The following is a 19716-nucleotide window of genomic DNA, read 5'->3' on the forward strand; positions in this document are numbered from 1 at the left end:
TCTGCTCTTAAGGTTTCGCTGACCAGGCTCGCCACCAAGTCATTGCGGACAAAATTCCAGTACACAGCGGCCATACAAAATGCATCGGCGCGACGACAAATGCGGCTGTGGTAATGGTCAAACTCGCGGCCAGTAAACTCCACCACCGGCTCACTGCAGCTTGCTTCTGCTGCTCTATAAACAAATCTGCGACTCGTTGCGCATCACGACTACTGTTACGCACTTGCTTTAATGTATCGTACAGCAAGGTGGGCATCTCAGGTAACTTTTCCGCCCAGTACGGCGCTTGCTCTTTCAAGCTGCGGACCAATGCACGCCACCCCACTTGTTCTTGCATCCAACGCTCAAGGTAGGGTTTTGCTGTCTTCCATAAATCAAGCTGCGGATAAAGCTGACGCCCCAACCCTTCCACATACAGGAGGGTCTTTTGCAACAACACCAGTTGCGGCTGTACTTCCATTTCAAATCGGCGCGCTGTATTGAACAAGTTCAATAGCACATGTGCAAATGAAATTTCTGCTAACGGCTTTTCAAAGATAGGCTCGCACACCGTGCGAATCGCAGATTCAAATTCTTCAATGTTCGTTTGTGGCGGGACCCAACCGGAATCCACATGCAACTCTGCTACTTTGCGATAATCGCGATTAAAAAAGGCGATAAAGTTCTCGGCAAGATATCGCTTGTCGTCTCGGTTTAACGTCCCCACAATTCCAAAGTCGACCGCAAAATAGCGGGGACGGCTCGCTGAATCTGGATCGACAAAAATATTGCCTGGATGCATATCGGCATGGAAGAATGAATCTCGGAATACTTGGGTGAAAAAGACCTCGACACCTGTCTCTGCGAGTGTTTTCAAATCAATTCCGAGTGCCTGAATCCGCGCCACATCATTCACCGGAACGCCGTAGATTCGCTCCATCACCATCACCGAAGAGCGCGTGTATTCGCTATACACTTCAGGGATGTACAGCAACGGTGAGTCGGTAAAATTGCGACGCAACTGGATTGCGTTAGCTGCCTCGCGATCAAGACTTAACTCATCATACAGCGTCTTGCGATACTCTTGGATCACTTCCACAGGCTTTAAGCGCTTGCCATCGGGTAGGTATCGGGCTGCAAGCGCAGCAACGGCCTCCATGAGCTCTAGATCTGCGTCAATCGTCTTCACAATGCCCGGACGGATAACCTTCACCACCACGTCTTTGACTGCCTCGTGCTCGGGTAGCTTGAGTGTCGCTGCATGCACTTGTGCGATCGAAGCTGAGGCGAGCGGAGTGACTTCGAAGGTTTCGAAAATCTCGTAAATATCTTCGATTCCGAGCGCTTTCTCGATCATCTGTTTGGCTGCTTCACCAGGAAACGGTACCACTCGGTCTTGCAACAAAGAGAGTTGCAAAATCATATCCGGTTCCAGTAGATCATGGCGTGTGGAAAGCATTTGTCCAAGCTTGACGTACACCGGCCCAAGCGCCTCAAGGGCCATCCGCAGCCTTTCCGAAAGTGGCTTCTCTGGGTATTGATTACGCAGCCAAAACGCGGCTTTACGCCATAATCGGATGTACCATGGGAGCCAACGGCGCGGAATCATCTCGTCGATACCATGCTTGAGCAGGGTGCTTAAGATTTTATAAAGCCGAAATGCGCGCACGGGTTACTCCATATCCTTGATTCGTTTTTCGAGCGCAGATAACCGACGCTCAAGGGCCTTCACATCATCTTCTAATAGCGCAAAAAACACCGGACTCGCAGCCAACGTCGATTCTTGAGTAAGGAATTCACTCACACGCTTTTGCATCTGCTCCGCTTTCGGCATGGCTCCTTTCAGACGGTCAATGCCTTGCGCCAGCCAATACCCCGGCACATCACCGAAGGCATCGGCAAATGCCTCTTCCCAATCCACATTAATTTGCAAAAAGACCTGCGCGGCCTGCTGTGCGAAGACTGGATCGCCCGCAATTGAAATCCGACCCTGTTGAATCATACGCGTGACCGCACTGGCATCTTGCAGCTCCGCAAGATCATGGAGCGCAACGGTAACCGAGCCGTCCACGGATTCATACTCAGGACCAAGTAACTGAACGCTAGTTTCCTGAAAGAACACCGTGATGGGTTCGGGGAGCTCTGGAACGCTCAACCGAAAGCACTTTTCGCGAACACTCTGCAGCCGTTGACGGGCACGGGGATCATGAGAAAGCGCGAGATTGAGTGCGCGTTCTAAACTGGCCCGGACTACCATCATCATCGGCATTAGAACTTGTAACCCCGATGCAGTGCAACAATGCCACCGGTCAGATTGTGGTATTCCACCGAGCCAAAGCCTGCTTCTTCCATCATATCCTTCAGGGTGTCTTGATCCGGATGCATCCGAATAGACTCTGCCAAATACTGATAGGAGTCTTTGTCGTTCGCGATCCACTCACCCATGCGTGGCATGATATGGAACGAATACATGTCATAGGCTTTCGAGAGCGGCTCAAGGACTGGCTTGGAAAACTCAAGCACCAATAACCGCCCCCCAGGCTTCAGGACTCGGAGCATAGAACGCAGCGCGGCATCTTTGTCGGTCACGTTACGCAAGCCAAAAGCAATCGTGATGCAGTCGAAGGTGTCATCTGGGAAAGGCAGTTTTTCAGCGTCTGCTTGGACGTACTTTACGTTCCCGACAATGCCCATGTCGCGCAACTTGTCGCGGCCCACTTTAAGCATCGAGTCGTTGATATCTGCCAGCACAACTTCACCGGTAGGGCCAACCATTCGAGAGAATTTAGCCGCAAGGTCACCGGTTCCACCTGCGAGATCGAGCACCTTTTGTCCACGACGAACGCCACTGCAATCAATGGTAAACCGTTTCCACAAGCGATGAATACCAAACGACATCACGTCGTTCATCAAGTCGTACTTGCCAGCTACGGAATGGAAAACTCCGGCGACCATGTTCGCTTTTTCATCTTTTGCGACGGTTTTAAAGCCAAAGTGCGTGCTGTCATCGTGCTTTTTCATGAAATACTGCCTGCCTCGTAAAATTCCCGCCTAGTGTATACGATAGCGGCAGAATGCCCAATATCCGAAGGACAATCTCACGGATTTAAACTGCCGCGTATCGTTCTTTATCTGGCAGCCAACGTTGCATGATTGCTTCACTTTGGGCTGGGTAATCCCGAAACAGTGCGTGCGCAATGGTTTGAATTTGTGGAATCAGATCACCATCACGTGTGAGATCCGCCACTTTCATTTGGACTAAGCCGGTCTGCCGTGCGCCGAGTAGCTCCCCCGGACCGCGCAACTCGAGATCCTTCTCAGCAATCACGAAGCCGTCATTACTCTCTCGTAGCACCGCGAGTCGCTCCGTGGCCTGCTTTGAGAGCGGTGTCTTGTAGAGTAATACACACGAGCTTGCGACTGCACCACGTCCAACCCGTCCCCGAAGCTGATGGAGCTGCGCTAAACCGAGTCGCTCAGGGTTTTCAATGACCATCAGGCTCGCATTTGGCACGTCCACTCCCACCTCAATCACGGTGGTCGCGACCAACAAATCCAACTCATGGGCTTTAAATGCCTGCATAATCGCTTCTTTTTCGGCACTTTTGAGCCGGCCATGGACTAAACCGACGCGAAGCTCCGGCAAGACTTCTTTTAAATACGCGGCAGTATCTTCAGCCGCTTGGCATTGCAGCGATTCAGATTCTTCAATCAGCGTGCAGACCCAGTAGACTTGACGCTGTTCACCCGTCACCGCATCGCGCAAGCGAGCAATCACCTCATCACGCCGGGTGTCAGGAATCGCAACCGTGACCACCGGTGTGCGCCCCGGAGGAAGCTCATCAATGATGGACGTTGCGAGATCTGCATAGGCAGTCATGGCAAGAGTTCGTGGGATTGGCGTAGCGGTCATCACAAGCTGATGTGGGTGTAACCCTTGCTGCTCACCCTTCGCGCGAAGCGCAAGCCGTTGATGCACACCAAAGCGATGCTGCTCATCGATTATCACCAATGCCAACCCGTGAAAACGGACTGCATCTTGAAACAATGCATGAGTCCCTACCACAAAGCGGATTTCCCCGGCTGCAAGATCAGCAAGGGTGGCTTCTCGTGCTTTTCCCTTGAGCTTACCTGCAAGCCAGCCAACCCGAACCCCCAAGGGTTCAAGCCACATAGCAAAGCTTCGTGCATGCTGTTCGGCCAGCAATTCGGTTGGTGCCATCAGCGCCACTTGATGACCTGCTTCAATTACTGACATCGCCGCCATTGCTGCCACCAGCGTTTTGCCCGAACCAACATCACCTTGGACCAGACGCAGCATAGGGAGCGAACTGGCAAGGTCCTGTTCAATTTCTCGCACGACTCGTGTTTGCGCACCGGTGGGCTGAAATGGCAACGATGCCAGTAATGCAGACTTAAGTCGCTGTGATGCAGGAATAGCGGGAGCCGAAACGGCTTGTTGTTGCTGACGCGCATACAACATACTTAATTGGTGCGCGAGCAACTCTTCAAGCGCTAATCGGCGCTGAGCCGGGTGCGTGCCCGCCAGCAATTGTGCTTGATCCGCATCCGTTGGCGGATGATGTAGAACCCGAATGGCTTGGGCAAGTTGCGGCAGCCCTACTTGCAGATCAGCGGGCAATAATTCTGGCAAGCTCCGGTCATTTAGGTAAGTAAGCGCTTGCTTTACAACATTACGCAAGGTTAATTGATGCACGCCATCGGTAGTCGGGTAGATTGGCGTGAGCGTTTCTTCCACGTGAACCGGTCCATCGGGTTCAATTAATTTGTATTCGGGGTGAACAAATTCAGGACCCGTAGGGCCCGGACGCACTTCACCATATAAATGAATTTTCTGATGGGGCGCAAACTGTTTTTGCTGAGCTGCGCTGAATTGAAAAAATCGCAGAGTCACCGTTCCAGAACGATCCGTCAAACGAACAAGAAGCGCCCGGCGCCGTCCAAAATGAACGCGCGCATCGATCACATCGGCCACGACAGTCGCATGGTCACCCACGCGCAAGGCTGCAATCGGGGTGACCCGCGTGCGATCTTGATAGCGAGTGGGTAAATGAAACAGCGCGTCTTGAACCGAGTGCAGTCCAAGACGTTGGAGCCGTTCTGCCATTTTAGGGCCGACCCCTTTGAGGGTCGTCAGCCCAATCGCTGCGAGCGGACTACTCACGGGCGGTTGGCCTTAGGTCCGCCACTTACGCACAACATCATAGAGGTCGGTGCGGCGATCTTTCAAATTCGTCACGGAACCCTCATGGTGCAAATACCGCAATTCATCCAAATTCAAATCAGAGAACATCAGCATCTCTGTGTTCGGTGTCGTTTCTGACATGACTGCATCATGGGGGAAGGCAAAGTCTGAAGGGGAGAATACCGACGATTGTGCGTACTGCACATCGAGGCTTTCAACTTCTGGCAAGTTTCCAACACTGCCACAAATCACCACATAGCATTCGTTCTCGACGGCGCGCGCTTGCGCACAGTGACGCACGCGCAAGTATGCATTGCGCGTGTCGGTCCAGAAGGGAACAAACAAAATCTCCAGGCCTTCATCGGCCATGAGCCGACCTAATTCTGGAAACTCCACATCGTAGCAAATCAGAATACCAACGCGGCCCGCATCGGTTTGAAACACTTGAACTTTATCGCCCCCTTCAATGACCCAGTCTCGCTTTTCATGAGGTGTGATATGGATTTTCTTTTGCTCTTCCACTGAACCATCGCGGCGACACAAGTAAGTCACGTTATAGAGCGAATCACCCTCTTGTAAGGGCATCGAGCCGGTAATGATGTTGACGTTATAGCTCACCGCCATTTGTGACATTTCTTTTTTGAAACGCTCGGTAAAGCCGGCCAAAAAGCGAATTGCCGACATCTGCTGACTCTTGTCTGATAAACCCATCAACGGTGCATTGAAAAACTCAGGGAACAATGCGAAGTCGCTTTTGTAGCTCGCCATTGCATCGACAAAATACTCGACCTGCTGCAGGAGTTCTTCTACGGAATCGACAGCACGCATTTGCCACTGCACCGCACCCACCCGCACATTGCGCGAGCGTGCAGAGATGACGGTCTCTGCAGGTTCGTACAAGAAGTTGCTCCACTCAAGTAGCGTTGCATAGCCTTTGGATTTGAGGTCTTCGGGCAGATATTTATAGAGCAGACGCTTAACCACAAAATCATTGGCTAGCTGGAAGCTTAAGATCGGATCATAAATTTCGCGGCGGCGGACCTTCTCAAGGTACTGGCTCGCGGTCATATCATCCGCATATTTGTGGTAATTGACGATCCGCCCTCCGGCAAGAATCGCTTTAAGATTTTCCTGAATACACAACTCCTTGCGAGCATCGTAAAGACGCCGGCCAAGTCGGTAGCCACGATAATCTGGGTGAATCAAGACGTCGAGGCCATACAGGGCATCACCATCTTCTTCATTGAGAATGGTATCTCGTTTACCCAACAAGTCATCATATTGGTGGGGGTTGGAAAACTTGTCGTAGGTCACCTGCACAGTTAAGGCAACGCCAACAATGGTCCCGTTATCTTCAAGACAGATTTGTCCTTCCGGAAACTCGCGCACCAATTTGCGAATCGTGTGCTCTTCCCACGCTCCACCAATGTCATCGTAAACTCGGTCCATCAGTGCTTTTAACTGGGGGTAATCATCGTGACGTAAGTTACGTAATTGCAAGTGCAGATCTTCTGGGCTCATCCGGATACCTCATCATGATGTTAGTGAATTTAGTGTACACGCTTTCAAAGGGATACGGGAGGGTCGGAGGCAATTCCCCGTAATCGCCACGAAACGGTTGCACATCGCCATCAAGATGTTTATGCTTCTGGACGTCTAAAATAAATCTGAGAAGTGGTATGTCTGCAAACTATTCATCTAGCACGGCCGCGCCGGTAAAGCCGAGTGCCATTGCACTGCTCCCGCTCGCGCTGTTCCTCACCCTGTTTCTTGGTACGGGTGTTATTTTGCACCTGCAAGGGGTCGAGATGGCCTTTTACCAACTGGCGAGCCCAGTGGCAATTTTGCCCGCCATTATTTTGGCGGTCTTGCTCAGTAAACAGGAACTCAATCGTCGCATTCAAACCTTCGTCGAAGGGGTGGGGCATAACAACATCATCACCATGTGTTTGATCTACCTGCTCGCCGGTGCATTCTCGACCGTTGCCGCGGCGACCGGTGGTGTTGATGCGATGGTCGCGCTCGGCTTAGCCATCATTCCCCCCTCGTTCATTTTGCCTGGTATTTTTCTGATAGCAGCCGTGGTCTCAACCGCTATGGGAACCTCCATGGGTACGCTTGCGGCGCTTGCGCCGGTCGCCTTGGGCCTCTCTCAGGCGGCTGGAATCAATCCAGCATTAATGGCTGGGGTCTTGGTCAGTGGGGCGATGTTCGGCGACAACCTGTCGTTCATTTCTGATACCACCATCGCGTCAACCCGTACGCAAGGCTGTGCAATGAAAGACAAGTTCCGCACCAATCTGCGGATTGCGCTCCCCGCCGCGTTGCTCACGGTGATTGCACTCGCCTTTTTTGATACCGGCAGCGCGCCGATTGATGTCCCGAGTGCGAACTATTGGTTGGCGCTCCCCTACTTTTTCATTATTGCCTTAGCGGTCACCGGGCTAAACGTATTTGTGGTGCTCACGCTTGGGATCATACTGGCTGCCCTATTTGGTTTCGTCGCAGTCGATTACGCTGTCGTTTCGTTCACGCAAGACATCTACGAGGGCTTTACAAGCATGCAAGAAATTTTCTTGCTCTCACTGCTGATTGGTGGGCTCTCGGCCCTGATTCGCCAGCAAGGTGGCTTAGCCTTCCTCTCACAAACAGTGGTCCGTGCAACGCAGAACATCAGCCGCCGGAAAGACCGCTCAGCAGCCTTTGGTATTGCGGGACTTACTGCGTTGACCAACCTCGCGGTTGCGAATAATACCGTGACTATTTTGCTCTCAGGAGAGGTCAGTAAGAAGCTGGCTGAAGAGGGCAACGTTGCCCCGCGGCAAAGTGCGAGCTATCTGGATATCTTCGCCTGTGTCGTACAAGGCGTGTTGCCTTACGGTGCGCAAGCACTGTTGATGGGCGCCACCTTTGGGGTCTCCCCGCTGGCGGTCAGTATGAACACGTTCTACTGCTTTATTTTAGCCGTGGTAGCAATCATTGCGATTCTCACGGTGGGACCTATTCAGGTCAAAGAACCTGAACCGGCCCAACCGTAACATTAAGGACCAAATGGGGCTTCCTAGTTGGTTGAAGGAAGCTCCATGATTCCATCGATTTCGATCTGCGCATTTTTGGGTAAGGCGCGCACGCCTATCGCTGCTCGAGCTGGATACGGGGTCGTGAAATGCTCTGCCATCACCTCGTTGACCACCGCAAAATTGCTGAGGTCCGTCAGATAGATTTGTACCTTGACCATGTTTTGCAATTCACCGCCGGCAGCTTCGCAGACCGCACTCAAATTCTTGAATACTTGCACTGCTTGCGCACGAAAATCTTCGGAAACCATTTCCATGGTTTCAGGAACAAGAGGAATTTGGCCAGACAAATAAACCGTGGTGCCAATTTTAACCGCTTGCGAATAGGTTCCGATTGCCGCGGGTGCTTGATCCGTGGCAACAATCACTTTTGACATGAAGTTATTTCCTTAAACGAGAGACCCTTTGAACATTGGGCATTTTTCGAATCTGCCGCATCACATCCGCAAGGTGTTTTCGATTGCTGATAGTCAATGCAACATCAATATAGTAGATCGTGGCGTCAATTTCTTCTGTTTTTAGCCCCTGAATATTACATCCAGTTTTCGCAATTGACGAGGTTAAGCGAGCCAGAGCACCCTGTTGATTTACGATCTCAACGCGAATCTCTGAGGTAAACATCGCATCTGGTTTATTATCCCATTGCACTGGGAAGTAACGACCAGGCTCATCTTCATGTCCTCGCACGTTTTTACATTCACGCCGGTGAATGACTAAACCTTTGCCAGGGCTGACGTGCGCAATAATGTCATCGCCTGGGATAGGTCGGCAACACTTCGCAAAACTGAGCAATAATCCATCTGCACCCTTGATCGCTAGGCTCCGGCCACTCTCATCATCACCCAGTGCCGCCTTGACCCGCTTGTCATCCCCCAATAAACGCCGAGCGACCGCTAAGCTCATTAAGTTACCTAAGCCAATCTCACGAATCAGCGTCTTTTTATCTTCCCGTTTGAGCTCTTGGGCAACGCGCACAAAGTCTTCTTCTGGAATATCGTCCATGCTGTGTGAGCCAAGCGCTGCACGCAACAAACGTTCGCCAAGTTGTAAGGCTTCATCCGCTTCTGCGTTCTTCAGGTACTGGCGGATCTTTAAACGCGCTTTAGCCGTCACGACAAAGTTCAACCACGCAATATTCGGACGCGAACCTGGGGCCGTGCGAATCTCGACGGTTTGGCCAGTTTCTAGCGGTTTGCTCAACGAATGCGATTTATGGTTCACCCGCGCACCAATACACGTGTTACCAATGTCGGTGTGTACCGCGTATGCGAAATCAACCGCCGTGGCTCCTTGCGGCAGTTCAATAATGCGGCCATCTGGCGTGAACACGTAAATCTCGTCTGGGAATAAGTCTGATTTAACGTTCTCAATAAACTCAAAAGAATTACCAGCACTTTGCTGCAGCTCAATCAAGCTCTGCATCCATTTCTGAGCCCGCACTTGCGCCGTGGTGCCGCTGTCTTCAATGTCTTTGTACAGCCAATGGGCAGCAACCCCGCGGTCCGCCATTAAGTCCATTTCTTCGGTGCGAATTTGGATCTCCACGGGGATACCATGGGGTCCTTTCAATGAGGTATGGAGTGATTGATAACCGTTACTCTTGGGAATCGCGATGTAGTCTTTAAAGCGCGTTTCAATTGGCTTGTACAGGTTGTGGACCGCACCGAGCACCCGATAACAGGTATCCACACTATCCACTACGACACGAAACGCGTAGATATCCATCACCTGATCAAACTTCAGCTCCTTGTTCAGCATCTTTTTATAAATACTGTACAAGTGCTTTTCACGGCCATAAACCCGCGCTTGGATGCCCTGTTCTTCAATGCGCGCAACAAGCTCATTGTGTGTGCGTTCAAGCAGCGCTTTTCGATTACCACGTGCTTTCCGCACTTGGCTTTCCAACAAGCGAGCACGCCACGGATGCATCGCCCAGAACCCAAGGGTTTCAAGCTCATTCTTTACATTGTGAATCCCCAAGCGATGAGCCAAGGGTGCATAGATTTCAAGCGTTTCGCGCGCAATCCGGCGACGCTTGTCGGGGCGCAAGTGGCCTATGGTCCGCATATTGTGGGTGCGGTCTGCAAGCTTGATCAGAATAACGCGAATATCTTGCACCATCGCCATGATCATTTTGCGATAGTTTTCTATCTGCGCTTCTTCTTTGCTGTTGAACTGGAGCTTATCGAGTTTCGAGACCCCTTCCACCAACTCAGCAACTGTCGGACCAAACTGTTCAGCCAAGTCTTCTTTGGTCACAGGGGTATCTTCAATCACATCGTGGAGTAGCGCTGCCATCAGGGTTTCATGATCGAGGCGCATTTCAGCCAGCATGGATGCGACGGCCACAGGGTGCGTAATATAAGGTTCACCGCTTTGCCGCTTTTGTTCGCTGTGGGCATCGAACGCCACTTCAAAAGCCGCTTCGAGGCGGTCCACATGTTCTTTCGGCAAATAGGCTTCGGTTAACTTGCGCAACCCTTCAAACAAATACACTACAGCACTCTCACTTCTTTTGCGTGGCAACCCAATCGAAGATGCCTAAAATTCGTTACTTCTGCCGACATGATGACCTAAAGGCCACTGGATGTGCAAGATCGAGATGATGGGAAACGCGCGGACATACGCGAATGGATGGGGTTTGCAAAAAAAAGCCCACGGGGCGTGGGCTTCTTCGTACTATTCTTCGTTTTCGCTGGTTTTCAGCGCGGTCATAGCCGCCACGTCCGCTTCGTCTCGTGCGAACTTCTCTTCCTGATCATCCTGATCTAAGCGTTCTGCATCGATTAAACCGGCTTCGATCTCGCGCAATGCGATAACGGTGGGCTTTTCATTCTGCGTTTCAACTAATGGCTCTTTGCCCTGACTGGCGATTTGACGCGCCCGACGTGCAGCGACCAGAACTAAGTCAAACCGGTTGCCAATACGATCTACTGCATCTTCAACTGTTACCCGTGCCATTTTTTACTCCGCCTTAAAAAGAATCTTTCGTATTCGTTCAAATTCGAGCCAAAACGCTCAAAAGGGCAAATATTGTACTGTAAACTGCCCACTTAAGCCAAGCGCTATTCCTGAATGAGGTCCTTTAAAACCTCGCGATGACGAATCTGCTGCTTCGAACGTCGCATCCGCTGACACATGACGATATGCTCCAAGTTGGCCACTGAGTCCTCAAAATCCTCATTCACGATCAAATAGCTGAATTCCGCATAATGAGACATCTCGTGATGTGCTTTAGCCATTCGCTTCGCAATCACTTCATCTGAATCTTGCCCGCGCGTCCGCAACCGACGTTCTAATTCTTCAGTCGACGGTGGCAAGATAAAAATGGTGTGGACGCCCGGGTAGGCTGCTTTTACCTGGCGCGTTCCTTGCCAATCAATGTCTAAAAAGACATCAATTCCGTCCGCTAAGGTCTTCTCGATCACGGTGCGTGAGGTGCCGTAATAGTGGTCAAACACCTTTGCCCACTCGTAGAAGTTTCCTTCTTCAACTTGCTGCAGGAAGGTTGCTTCATCGACAAAATGATAGTGCACCCCATTCACCTCTCCGGGACGAGGCTTGCGGGTCGTGGTGCTCACTGAGACCACCATAGAGCCATCGTCGTGACGGTCTAAGAGTGCTTTGATAAGACTGGATTTTCCGGCACCGCTCGGAGCGGCAATGACGAACAGGTTTCCACTGACGTTTGACATAAGCAACCAAGAACCCGTGTATTTTGATTGCACGTTAAAGTACACGAAAATCCCCAAATGCGCCAATAAAACCTGAATCTTTGAGGGATCCCTGGGCCAGTTTTTATTCGTTTGGGACATCGTTTAAATATGCGAGATGACATGTCTTTTCGGGAACTTCCGTGCTATAAAAGTGCCATTGAAAACAGGGACAAAATCCCATTCTTACGAGGATAAAGACCATGGAACTTTGGATTATTATTGCCATTCTCGTCCTGCTCGTTTTCTATATCGTGCGGGTCTACAACCAACTAGTGGCTTTAAAAAACCGCTATCAAAATGCATTTGCACAAATTGATGTGCAACTGAAACGGCGTTATGACTTGATTCCTAATTTAGTGGAAACCGCGAAAGCCTATCTCAAGCATGAGCGTGAAACACTGGAAGCAGTGGTCGAGGCACGAAACCAAGCAGCGGCGGCCCTGAAGAATGCCTCTGCAGCGCCCGGTGATGCGCAAGCGATGGGCCAATTAGCGGGCGCCGAAGGTGCATTGTCCAATGCACTCGGGCGCTTAAACGTAGTCATGGAAGCCTATCCTGATTTGAAAGCTAACCAGAACATGATGCAGTTAAGCGAAGAGCTAACCAGCACCGAAAACCGAGTTGCGTTCTCACGTCAGTCGTTCAATGATTCGGTGATGGCCTACAACACGTATCGCCAATCCTTCCCGCCCGTTTTCTTCGCCAGCATGTTCGGTCATCCGACCGATGCAACCCTGCTGCAATTCGAAGATCGGGAAGCGATCCAAAAAGCGCCTGAAGTGAAATTTTAAGGCGCGAAGTACAGCATGGCATCGATGGACTTTTTTGAACATCAAGCAGTTGCAAAACGGAATACACGACTGCTTGTAATTCTCTTCGGCCTCGCCGTGATCAGCTTGCTGATTCTGACGGGGCTTTTGGTCGCTGCATTTACCGGCGGGGTGCACTCGACCCAGCAGCCGGTTGGCGCAACACAACCATCTGAGTTCATTCTTCAGTGGGATATCATCCTTGCGGTCATGGGGATGACTCTCTCTGCGATCAGTCTTGCGGTACTCTACAAATGGTCTCAGTTGAGGGGTGGCGGCCGTGTGGTTGCCGAAGCACTCGGTGGGCGAAGACTATCTCCCGACAGTACGGATCCGGTTGAGCGGAAGATTCTCAATGTCACGGAAGAAATGGCCATCGCGGCAAATATGCCCGTTCCGCCCGTTTACATGCTCAGCAACGAGTCGGGGATCAATGCATTTGCTGCAGGTTACTCACCGCGCGATGCGGTGATCGGCGTGACCCGCGGCTGTGTCGAAAATCTCACCCGCGACCAACTACAAGGGGTTGTGGCCCATGAGATTGCGCACATTCTGAATGGTGATATGCGCATGAACATCCGCATCATGGCCATTCTCAATGGCATTTTGTTCATCAGCCACGCTGGCTATTTGCTGATGCGCACCGGGATGTACAGCCGACGCAATGATAAAAATCCACTGCCACTACTTGGCATCGGCCTCCTGATTATTGGTTCGGTTGGTATCCTCTTCGGCAACCTCATTAAAGCAGCGGTGAGCCGACAGCGCGAGTATCTAGCAGATGCCTCTGCCGTCCAATTTACTCGGAATCCCGATGGCATTGGGGGAGCTCTTGAGCAAATTGGCGCGCTGCAAAAGAAAGGTCCCGGCAGCAAAGTGGAAAGCAAGAATGCTGATGAAGCAGCGCACCTGTTCTTCGGGCAGGCGGTCAACAAATTCATGTCAGTTTTCGCCACCCACCCTCCACTTGAAAAGCGCATTAAACGCGTTCGTCCATCGTGGGATGGGGTCTTTCGTGCCAATCCTCGGCAAACCCTTGCTGAAGAGCTTGCCCGAGAACCCGGTGCGAACCAAGCGTCACAGAAAGAGCAGACTCAAGCGCGCAAAGACAAGTTGATGCAAACCGTTCTCACCGGTGCCGTCTTAGGGTCCGGTGCTGCAATTGGCACCGGTGTTGCCGGTGGAGCGGATGCCGCAACCATGGGAACACAAAGTGCGATCGCCTTAAGCGACGAGTTGCGGCAAGAAGCCCGCCAGCAAGCAGGCGCAGAAGCGATCATTTTTGCCCTTGCCCTTTCCAGTGTGCCCGATATGCAAGTTCGACAATTGGCCGTCATCGAAAACTCGCACGGGGAGGAATTGCGGAAACGGACAGAAGTCGACTATCAGCGAGTTGTTGATCTCCCGCTTGAACAACGTTTGCCGCTCGTCGAGCTCTCTATCCCTGCGTTGAAGACCTTGGAAGAGAAAGAAGCCTTCGCGATACTTAAAACCCTTGAGCGGGTCATTGCCGTCGACCAACAAATGACTCTCTATGACTGGTGCTTAACACAGATCGTACGGCGCTACGTGCATGCTGAATTTAAACCCAATCAACGGGTCCCACTGGTCAAAACGCGCTTTAAAACCGACGCAGAATATACGCTTTCGGTCCTTGCTCACTACGGTCATCCAGGGGATAAATCGTCGTTTTACGCAGCGTTTGATGCAGGAGCGAAATGTTTCGGCCGCGATCTGAAGCCATTTGAGCGCGATCACTTCAGCTTCGGTGACCTCGGTGACGTGCTTGATCGCGTGAATGAATGGGGCCCTAAGGACAAAGAAACCTTGGTTAATGCATGGATTCTCTGCGCCGAATACGATGGCGAAGTCACCATCATCGAACAAAAGCTACTTACCGCACTTTCCGCGTGCATTGGCGAACCGATTCCTGACACCAGTCTAAACGCAACCGGTTAAAGGTTTGACGCATCAACAGAGAATGTCGGGGTGCTTATGGCGCCCCGATCTCTTGGATCAACTGCTCCGCCGTCATCACTGGATGCTCCTGCATAAAGCAATGACCGCCGGGAACCACTGCCACTCCCCGAACTGCTGGATTGCGCTGCCAATAATTCATCGAGGTGTGCACAAAGGGATAGGTGTGTTCACCCACCCAAACTTGAGTCGGTGTCTCGAGGGTTTGTAATGCCGGCCACAGCCCTTCGGCATAGGACGAGAAGATCTCCGCCTCACGCTCGGGAGCACACTTTAAACGACGTCCACCACCGCGCATGGGTTCAGTTGCGTGCTCCGCATAAGCGAGAAGTGCAGCATCAGTCCATCCGCGAAACATTCCCCGCCCCTGCAAAGACTCAATCACGGCGGCGAGTGATGGCCATTCCATCCGACGTCGGCGCGCCTTACGGGCGATCGGGTTGAGTTTATACACGCCAAACCAGCGAAGCGGCGACAGTACTTGAATCATCCGAGGTGAGAAGACGATCGGATCAAGTAACAGTAACCGATCAAACAGCTGAGGATCTTGAGATGCTGCCAAAGACGTGAGCACGCCCCCAAAACTATGGCCAACGCCCACGGGCTGCTGTCCTGGATAGTGCGCACGCAGGTGATACCAAGCTTCTCGAACGATCAACGCTGAATTGTTCCAGCCAATAAATGGACCACCATGATCACTATCACCATGACCTTGTGCATCGTGCAGGACCAGATCCGCATGGGGGTGAAGTGCCATCAGGAGCGGTAAGTAGGTCAATCCTGAGTAGGAATTACCATGGATGAAGTGGAGCACGGGGCGACTTGAACCTGCGTGGGATTGCGTCCGGAGTCCTCTCAGCTTGAACCCTGCTTTTGTCTCAATAACATAAGGAATCCACGGAATCTCACCATGCTGAACCGTGGTCTTTTGATCGTAAACCCGCGTAACCCATTGCATATCAAGCAAGCACTCCATCCATCTTGTTCTCGAATCGTCGCAATAACATACGTGGGGTGCAAGCCAATTGGTTGTGGTGTGATAAAAAAGTCTTCATCATACCCCTTTTCGATTTAGATAAAGCATGAGGAACCTATGGCCACTTGGATTACCGGCACTGTGGTTGAAAACAAACGTTGGCATGATTCGCTATTTAGTTTACGAGTCAAAACGGAGCCCTTTGAATTCACTGCGGGACAGTTTGTTCGTTTAGGACTCCCAGGACCAGAGAAGCGTATCCAACGGGCCTATTCTTTGGTGAATTCGCCCGGCACAGAGATTCTCGATTTCATGGTAACCACGGTCCCCGAAGGCGAGTTATCGCCCCGTTTAGATCAACTCAAACCCGGCGACACCGTAGAGGTTAGTCAGCCTCCGAGCGGCTTCTTCATTTTAAGCGAGATTCCCGATGGAAGAAGCTTGTGGTTGATCGGCACGGGGACTGGAATTGGCCCGTACTTCTCCATGTTAGGCACCGAGGAGCCCTGGGAACGTTACCAAAACATTTACCTTATCCATGGGGTTCGAAGCCAGGCAGACCTTATCTATCCAGAACTAATCCACCAGTGGCAAGACCGGTACCCAAACCGCTTCACTTACCAACCCGTGGTTACCCGGGAACCGGTCGTTGGTGCCCTACAAGCGCGAATTCCTGCCCTGATTCGCAGTGGAGAGCTTGAGCGAGCCACTGGAGGCACCTTAGATACCGACGCACAAATCATGTTGTGTGGTAACCCGCAAATGATCACCGATGCAAAAGCCGAGCTGTCCGCCAAAGGCCTTGAAATCAACCTTCGTCGCCGCCCTGGAAATGTTACCGTAGAGCAGTACTGGAAATAACGATTACATCCAGCGCCGGTAATCGGAGCGGGTAACGTCCAGCAATTGCGCCTGCAGTGCTTTGGCTTCCTCCAAGGGAACGGAGGCAATATGCAATACCCCCGCGGCACTACTTATGTGCAGATTGGCGACGCCGAGCACACGCTGCAGGGGGCCTTGCGTTCGGGTCACCGCCTGCATTTTTGCCGCCGGCATCCACATTTCGCGTTGCCCGATAAATCCATGGCGGAGCGCCAGCCACAGCCCGTCAAAGTGATAAGCGAAACGTCGCCACCACCGCAAACGCACAACCAGCAAAAAAACAAATACCCCGAGGGCCACCCAAACCCCAAAGAATAACCCAGCGACCAAGGTTAAAAGGGCCACATGCTGCGGAAAATAGCTCCAATGGACCGATTGCCATTGAGGTGATGTCAGTCGTAAATCCGACCGAATGTCTTCAAGCAACGCTTGGTGAGCGCAGGGAATGGTGAATTTCCCATCTTGCTTCTGGGCATGGCCGCCAGCTTGTGAAATTCGAATTTGAAACCGTTGCAGCAAACGCCCCATCCAAGACTGCCGAATATCCACCTGCTGTAACTTCTGCACCCGAAAACTGCGCGATAATGTGGAGGTAAATCCAGCTTGGTAGCGCACGCGGTCGCCCTGCCGTACCAAGCGATAGCCATAGTACTGGTTGAAATAAAACAACACCGTGCCAAGTACAAAAATGACCAATGCAAACAGTGTCACGCTGCCAACCACTAGCACGGCTTCTGCCGTACTCGGAAACTGCTCGAAGACGGTTTCAATCCGATCACGGACACGCTGGCCAACATAAGGGTTTGAGAAAAGCAGGGTGGCAAGCACACCCACAACCACAAACACGTTTTGCATTAATCCAATCCGCAACACTTCGGCATTTCTCAACGTGAATCCAAAATCTGCTTGTTCAGGAGTGACTGAGCTCAACGCAGTGTCGGCGGATCGCTCCACATCAACGTGCGCCGTGGCAGCAGCTTGCTGCTCAGCAAGAATGTCCCGTTGGACTTGCTGGGCCCGCGCACTCCGAATCCCAGCCACTTCGACTTCTTGCGCTTTGCTTCCGGCACTTTGTAACTTGAGTACTGCGAGACCAAACGGACGGAAATAAGCAGGTTGCTCCACATCCGCTTGCTGAATTCGATCATAATCAAGATTGAGTTCAACTTTTCGAAAGACCCCTTGGCGGACCCGAATGCGCCCCTCCTCCGTCACGAAGAAAAAGCGCCGATAACGCAGCACGGTCGTGATCAATAATAAAACGAGAAAGCCGACCAGAATATGGGGAATGAAATCACGCACGCGGTCCACCGCGATAAATAACCCGGCAAGTACGGGAACTGCCTGATACAGATGTTTTCCGGCTAAGCGCACGCTGCTAAAAAAGAAGAAAATCAAGGCGAGCAGTGGCAGGCGCTCCCAGGTTAAACGTCCACTCATAGCGACGTTCCTGTATCGCGCTGAGATTCTGCAGATTCCGTTTTCCCCGCAACGGTAATCGGTTCATCAAGTTGCGGCTCCTCCCGAATGATTTTTAATAAGTCATCACGAAGCGACGTCGCACGGTCTACGGGAAGCCCCGGCAAAATCAGATCCGCCCCGCTGCCACCTGCGGTGAAAATGATCAGTCGAGAGAGACCTAAAAGACGTTCAAATGGGCTTTGCTCGATTTCAAGATGCTGAATTCGATTATGGGTCACAGCTGTGTGGCGAAGCCACAAAGCACCAACCCGAAAATGCACCTCCTCAGGGAGCACCGCATACGCAGTCACGCGATATCGACGTGGAGCCCACAGAAAGACCATTCCAAGCCAAATCAACAGTAAGCTCCCCCAGCCGATATATCCAACCCACAGGGGAATCCGCTCAACAAACACGACGGCCACTGTGAGTGGGATCACGAGCATGAGGACAAAAAGTGTTTTATCGATACGGAGTAGATGGGTGTATTTGGGCGACACCGCCTGCCAATTCGGTTCTTGCATGATCCCTCGCACAGCGAAATGTTTACTTACACTTAAATGTACCAAGGGCGCTGGACGCTGAGAAGTTTTTCTTCAATAGTTAAAGAACGTGAAGGCGGGAATATAGGCCTTCGGACGTTCGTTATCGGTCAGGTACAGCTCGTCTGGCTCCCCTGCATAGAATGAAGAGGAGACGCATCGCAAGGAGGTTCCTATGAAACGCTGGACAATGTGGATAAGTGCCCTCTGCCTTCCCTTGACTTGGGTTGCGACAAGCGCAACCTATGCATCCACAGATATCTCAGGCAACCCCAATGCCAATGCAACAGCAGATAGAATTCATTGGGTCGTCAATACCGCACCTCCATTTCATGTGGTCTCAGGCCCCTTGCAAGGCCAAGGTATTTGCGATGTCCTCATGGAGGCCGTTAAAGAGGCGTTACCAGACGTTCAGAGTACCCGCTACATACTGCCGCAAACACGGATTCGCCAACAGTTCGATCGCAATGAAAATCAATGCTTTCCCTGCATGATATATCGGCCCGAAGCGGTTCGTGGTGTCGCGTATTCAAAGCCGACTCATTTTTATTATCCCCACGGGATTATCACGACCGCAGTGCATGCTCGTCGAATTCGTGAAACCTATGGTGAACCACTCCCCCTACGTCAATTTCTGCGTGAATCTGATCTTCGTTTTGGCTATCCGGCCGGTCGAGTGTATGGCGACCTGCAACCCATCCTCGAGGAAGTCTCACCAGATGATAGCTATCGTGTGGTCCACACCGGAGAAAACGCGACCTTGGCCATTTTAGCAATGATTAAAGCCGGTCGAATTGACTACACCATTGATTACCAAATTCTGGCTGAGTTTGATCGTCAAGTAAGTGGAAACACATTGGAGTTTATTGAAATTGAGGAGACGGCGGGAGCACACATACTCGGCGCCATCGGATGTACCGACAATGCGTGGGGGCACGCCATCATTGAACAAATCAACAACGTCATGCCCCGTGTGCGAGAAAATGCGCAGTTCCTACAGGTCCTCGATCAGTGGTTTCGCCATAAACCCGAATCGACACCCTACCGCGAGCTTTTGAGGGACCGCGTCTGGAACGAATAGAAATGCAAAC

17 protein-coding genes are annotated in these 19716 nt (G+C 51.7%); 5 read left to right on the forward strand and 12 right to left on the reverse strand.

Annotated features, from left to right (window positions below):
* Nucleotides 1-7 precede the first annotated feature (7 nt).
* The 5 genes from ubiB to CWE11_RS05605 form a co-directional block, all read right to left on the reverse strand.
* Nucleotides 8-1648, reverse strand: a complete 1641-nt coding sequence (ubiB, locus tag CWE11_RS05585; protein WP_126776621.1) for a ubiquinone biosynthesis regulatory protein kinase UbiB — start codon at nt 1646-1648, stop codon at nt 8-10.
* Nucleotides 1649-1651: 3 nt separating this feature from the next.
* Entirely contained in the window at nt 1652-2248 is a 597-nt protein-coding gene (locus CWE11_RS05590; RefSeq protein WP_126776622.1) for a ubiquinone biosynthesis accessory factor UbiJ, read from the reverse strand.
* Nucleotides 2248-3000 (reverse strand): bifunctional demethylmenaquinone methyltransferase/2-methoxy-6-polyprenyl-1,4-benzoquinol methylase UbiE, encoded by a 753-nt coding sequence (gene ubiE, locus CWE11_RS05595; protein WP_126776623.1) that lies wholly within the window; start codon nt 2998-3000, stop codon nt 2248-2250. The genes CWE11_RS05590 and ubiE overlap by 1 nt, the downstream gene beginning before the upstream one ends.
* Before the next feature lie 85 nt (nt 3001-3085).
* A complete protein-coding gene (gene recG, locus CWE11_RS05600) occupies nt 3086-5164 on the reverse strand; it encodes an ATP-dependent DNA helicase RecG (RefSeq protein ID WP_126776624.1) in 2079 nt (692 codons plus the stop codon).
* A gap of 12 nt (nt 5165-5176) precedes the next feature.
* On the reverse strand, nt 5177-6706 hold the full coding sequence (locus CWE11_RS05605; RefSeq protein ID WP_126776625.1) for a carbon-nitrogen hydrolase family protein: 1530 nt from the start codon (nt 6704-6706) through the stop codon (nt 5177-5179).
* Between the two features lie 158 nt (nt 6707-6864).
* Here CWE11_RS05605 and CWE11_RS05610 point away from each other — a divergent pair, with 158 nt between their 5' ends.
* Nucleotides 6865-8223 (forward strand): Na+/H+ antiporter NhaC family protein, encoded by a 1359-nt coding sequence (locus CWE11_RS05610; RefSeq protein WP_126776626.1) that lies wholly within the window; start codon nt 6865-6867, stop codon nt 8221-8223.
* A gap of 23 nt (nt 8224-8246) precedes the next feature.
* Here the strand turns inward: CWE11_RS05610 and CWE11_RS05615 are convergent, their stop codons facing one another.
* The 4 genes from CWE11_RS05615 to gmk form a co-directional block, all read right to left on the reverse strand.
* Nucleotides 8247-8639: a RidA family protein gene (locus CWE11_RS05615; protein ID WP_126776627.1), complete on the reverse strand. Its 393-nt coding sequence runs from the start codon at nt 8637-8639 to the stop codon at nt 8247-8249.
* Nucleotides 8640-8643: 4 nt separating this feature from the next.
* The gene (gene spoT, locus CWE11_RS05620; protein ID WP_126776628.1) at nt 8644-10758 is read right to left on the reverse strand and encodes a bifunctional GTP diphosphokinase/guanosine-3',5'-bis pyrophosphate 3'-pyrophosphohydrolase; all 2115 of its coding nucleotides are present in this window, start codon (nt 10756-10758) and stop codon (nt 8644-8646) included.
* A 183-nt stretch (nt 10759-10941) separates the two neighbouring features.
* On the reverse strand, nt 10942-11223 hold the full coding sequence (gene rpoZ, locus CWE11_RS05625) for a DNA-directed RNA polymerase subunit omega (RefSeq protein WP_126776629.1): 282 nt from the start codon (nt 11221-11223) through the stop codon (nt 10942-10944).
* Nucleotides 11224-11327: 104 nt separating this feature from the next.
* A complete protein-coding gene (gmk, locus tag CWE11_RS05630) occupies nt 11328-11957 on the reverse strand; it encodes a guanylate kinase (RefSeq protein ID WP_126776630.1) in 630 nt (209 codons plus the stop codon).
* A 221-nt stretch (nt 11958-12178) separates the two neighbouring features.
* Between gmk and CWE11_RS05635 the strand changes: the two genes are divergently transcribed.
* Both CWE11_RS05635 and CWE11_RS05640 read left to right on the forward strand, forming a co-directional pair.
* Nucleotides 12179-12769 (forward strand): LemA family protein, encoded by a 591-nt coding sequence (locus CWE11_RS05635; RefSeq protein ID WP_126776631.1) that lies wholly within the window; start codon nt 12179-12181, stop codon nt 12767-12769.
* Between the two features lie 15 nt (nt 12770-12784).
* Nucleotides 12785-14746: a M48 family metallopeptidase gene (locus CWE11_RS05640; RefSeq protein ID WP_126776632.1), complete on the forward strand. Its 1962-nt coding sequence runs from the start codon at nt 12785-12787 to the stop codon at nt 14744-14746.
* A 34-nt stretch (nt 14747-14780) separates the two neighbouring features.
* Here the strand turns inward: CWE11_RS05640 and CWE11_RS05645 are convergent, their stop codons facing one another.
* Nucleotides 14781-15722, reverse strand: coding sequence for an alpha/beta fold hydrolase (locus tag CWE11_RS05645; protein ID WP_126776633.1), 942 nt, complete (start codon nt 15720-15722; stop codon nt 14781-14783).
* Between the two features lie 135 nt (nt 15723-15857).
* Between CWE11_RS05645 and CWE11_RS05650 the strand changes: the two genes are divergently transcribed.
* Nucleotides 15858-16601, forward strand: a complete 744-nt coding sequence (locus CWE11_RS05650; protein ID WP_126776634.1) for a ferredoxin--NADP reductase — start codon at nt 15858-15860, stop codon at nt 16599-16601.
* 3 nt (nt 16602-16604) lie between these two features.
* On the opposite strand, the gene CWE11_RS05655 is transcribed toward CWE11_RS05650, so the two are convergent.
* Together CWE11_RS05655 and CWE11_RS05660 are read right to left on the reverse strand one after the other, a co-directional pair.
* Nucleotides 16605-18062 (reverse strand): PH domain-containing protein, encoded by a 1458-nt coding sequence (locus tag CWE11_RS05655; protein ID WP_126776635.1) that lies wholly within the window; start codon nt 18060-18062, stop codon nt 16605-16607.
* Nucleotides 18059-18607 (reverse strand): PH domain-containing protein, encoded by a 549-nt coding sequence (locus CWE11_RS05660; RefSeq protein ID WP_126776636.1) that lies wholly within the window; start codon nt 18605-18607, stop codon nt 18059-18061. The genes CWE11_RS05655 and CWE11_RS05660 overlap by 4 nt, the downstream gene beginning before the upstream one ends.
* Before the next feature lie 193 nt (nt 18608-18800).
* On the opposite strand from CWE11_RS05660, the gene CWE11_RS05665 reads away from it, so the two are divergent.
* Nucleotides 18801-19706, forward strand: coding sequence for an ABC transporter substrate-binding protein (locus CWE11_RS05665; protein WP_126776637.1), 906 nt, complete (start codon nt 18801-18803; stop codon nt 19704-19706).
* The last annotated feature ends 10 nt before the right edge of the window (nt 19707-19716 follow it).

This window comes from Aliidiomarina sanyensis (assembly GCF_003987175.1).
Classification (GTDB): Bacteria; Pseudomonadota; Gammaproteobacteria; order Enterobacterales; family Alteromonadaceae; genus Aliidiomarina; species Aliidiomarina sanyensis.

Bases quoted from the DNA above. Each gene is read 5' to 3' on its own strand.
- CWE11_RS05665 (WP_126776637.1), top strand. From the start codon at position 18,801: ATGAAACGCTGGACAATGTGGATAAGTGCCCTCTGCCTTCCCTTGACT.
- CWE11_RS05655 (WP_126776635.1), bottom strand. From the start codon at position 18,062: ATGAGTGGACGTTTAACCTGGGAGCGCCTGCCACTGCTCGCCTTGATT.
- CWE11_RS05660 (WP_126776636.1), bottom strand. From the start codon at position 18,607: ATGCAAGAACCGAATTGGCAGGCGGTGTCGCCCAAATACACCCATCTA.
- CWE11_RS05610 (WP_126776626.1), top strand. From the start codon at position 6,865: ATGTCTGCAAACTATTCATCTAGCACGGCCGCGCCGGTAAAGCCGAGT.
- CWE11_RS05590 (WP_126776622.1), bottom strand. From the start codon at position 2,248: ATGCCGATGATGATGGTAGTCCGGGCCAGTTTAGAACGCGCACTCAAT.
- CWE11_RS05615 (WP_126776627.1), bottom strand. From the start codon at position 8,639: ATGTCAAAAGTGATTGTTGCCACGGATCAAGCACCCGCGGCAATCGGA.
- ubiE (WP_126776623.1), bottom strand. From the start codon at position 3,000: ATGAAAAAGCACGATGACAGCACGCACTTTGGCTTTAAAACCGTCGCA.
- gmk (WP_126776630.1), bottom strand. From the start codon at position 11,957: ATGTCAAACGTCAGTGGAAACCTGTTCGTCATTGCCGCTCCGAGCGGT.
- CWE11_RS05640 (WP_126776632.1), top strand. From the start codon at position 12,785: ATGGCATCGATGGACTTTTTTGAACATCAAGCAGTTGCAAAACGGAAT.
- CWE11_RS05605 (WP_126776625.1), bottom strand. From the start codon at position 6,706: ATGAGCCCAGAAGATCTGCACTTGCAATTACGTAACTTACGTCACGAT.
- rpoZ (WP_126776629.1), bottom strand. From the start codon at position 11,223: ATGGCACGGGTAACAGTTGAAGATGCAGTAGATCGTATTGGCAACCGG.
- CWE11_RS05645 (WP_126776633.1), bottom strand. From the start codon at position 15,722: ATGCAATGGGTTACGCGGGTTTACGATCAAAAGACCACGGTTCAGCAT.
- CWE11_RS05635 (WP_126776631.1), top strand. From the start codon at position 12,179: ATGGAACTTTGGATTATTATTGCCATTCTCGTCCTGCTCGTTTTCTAT.
- CWE11_RS05650 (WP_126776634.1), top strand. From the start codon at position 15,858: ATGGCCACTTGGATTACCGGCACTGTGGTTGAAAACAAACGTTGGCAT.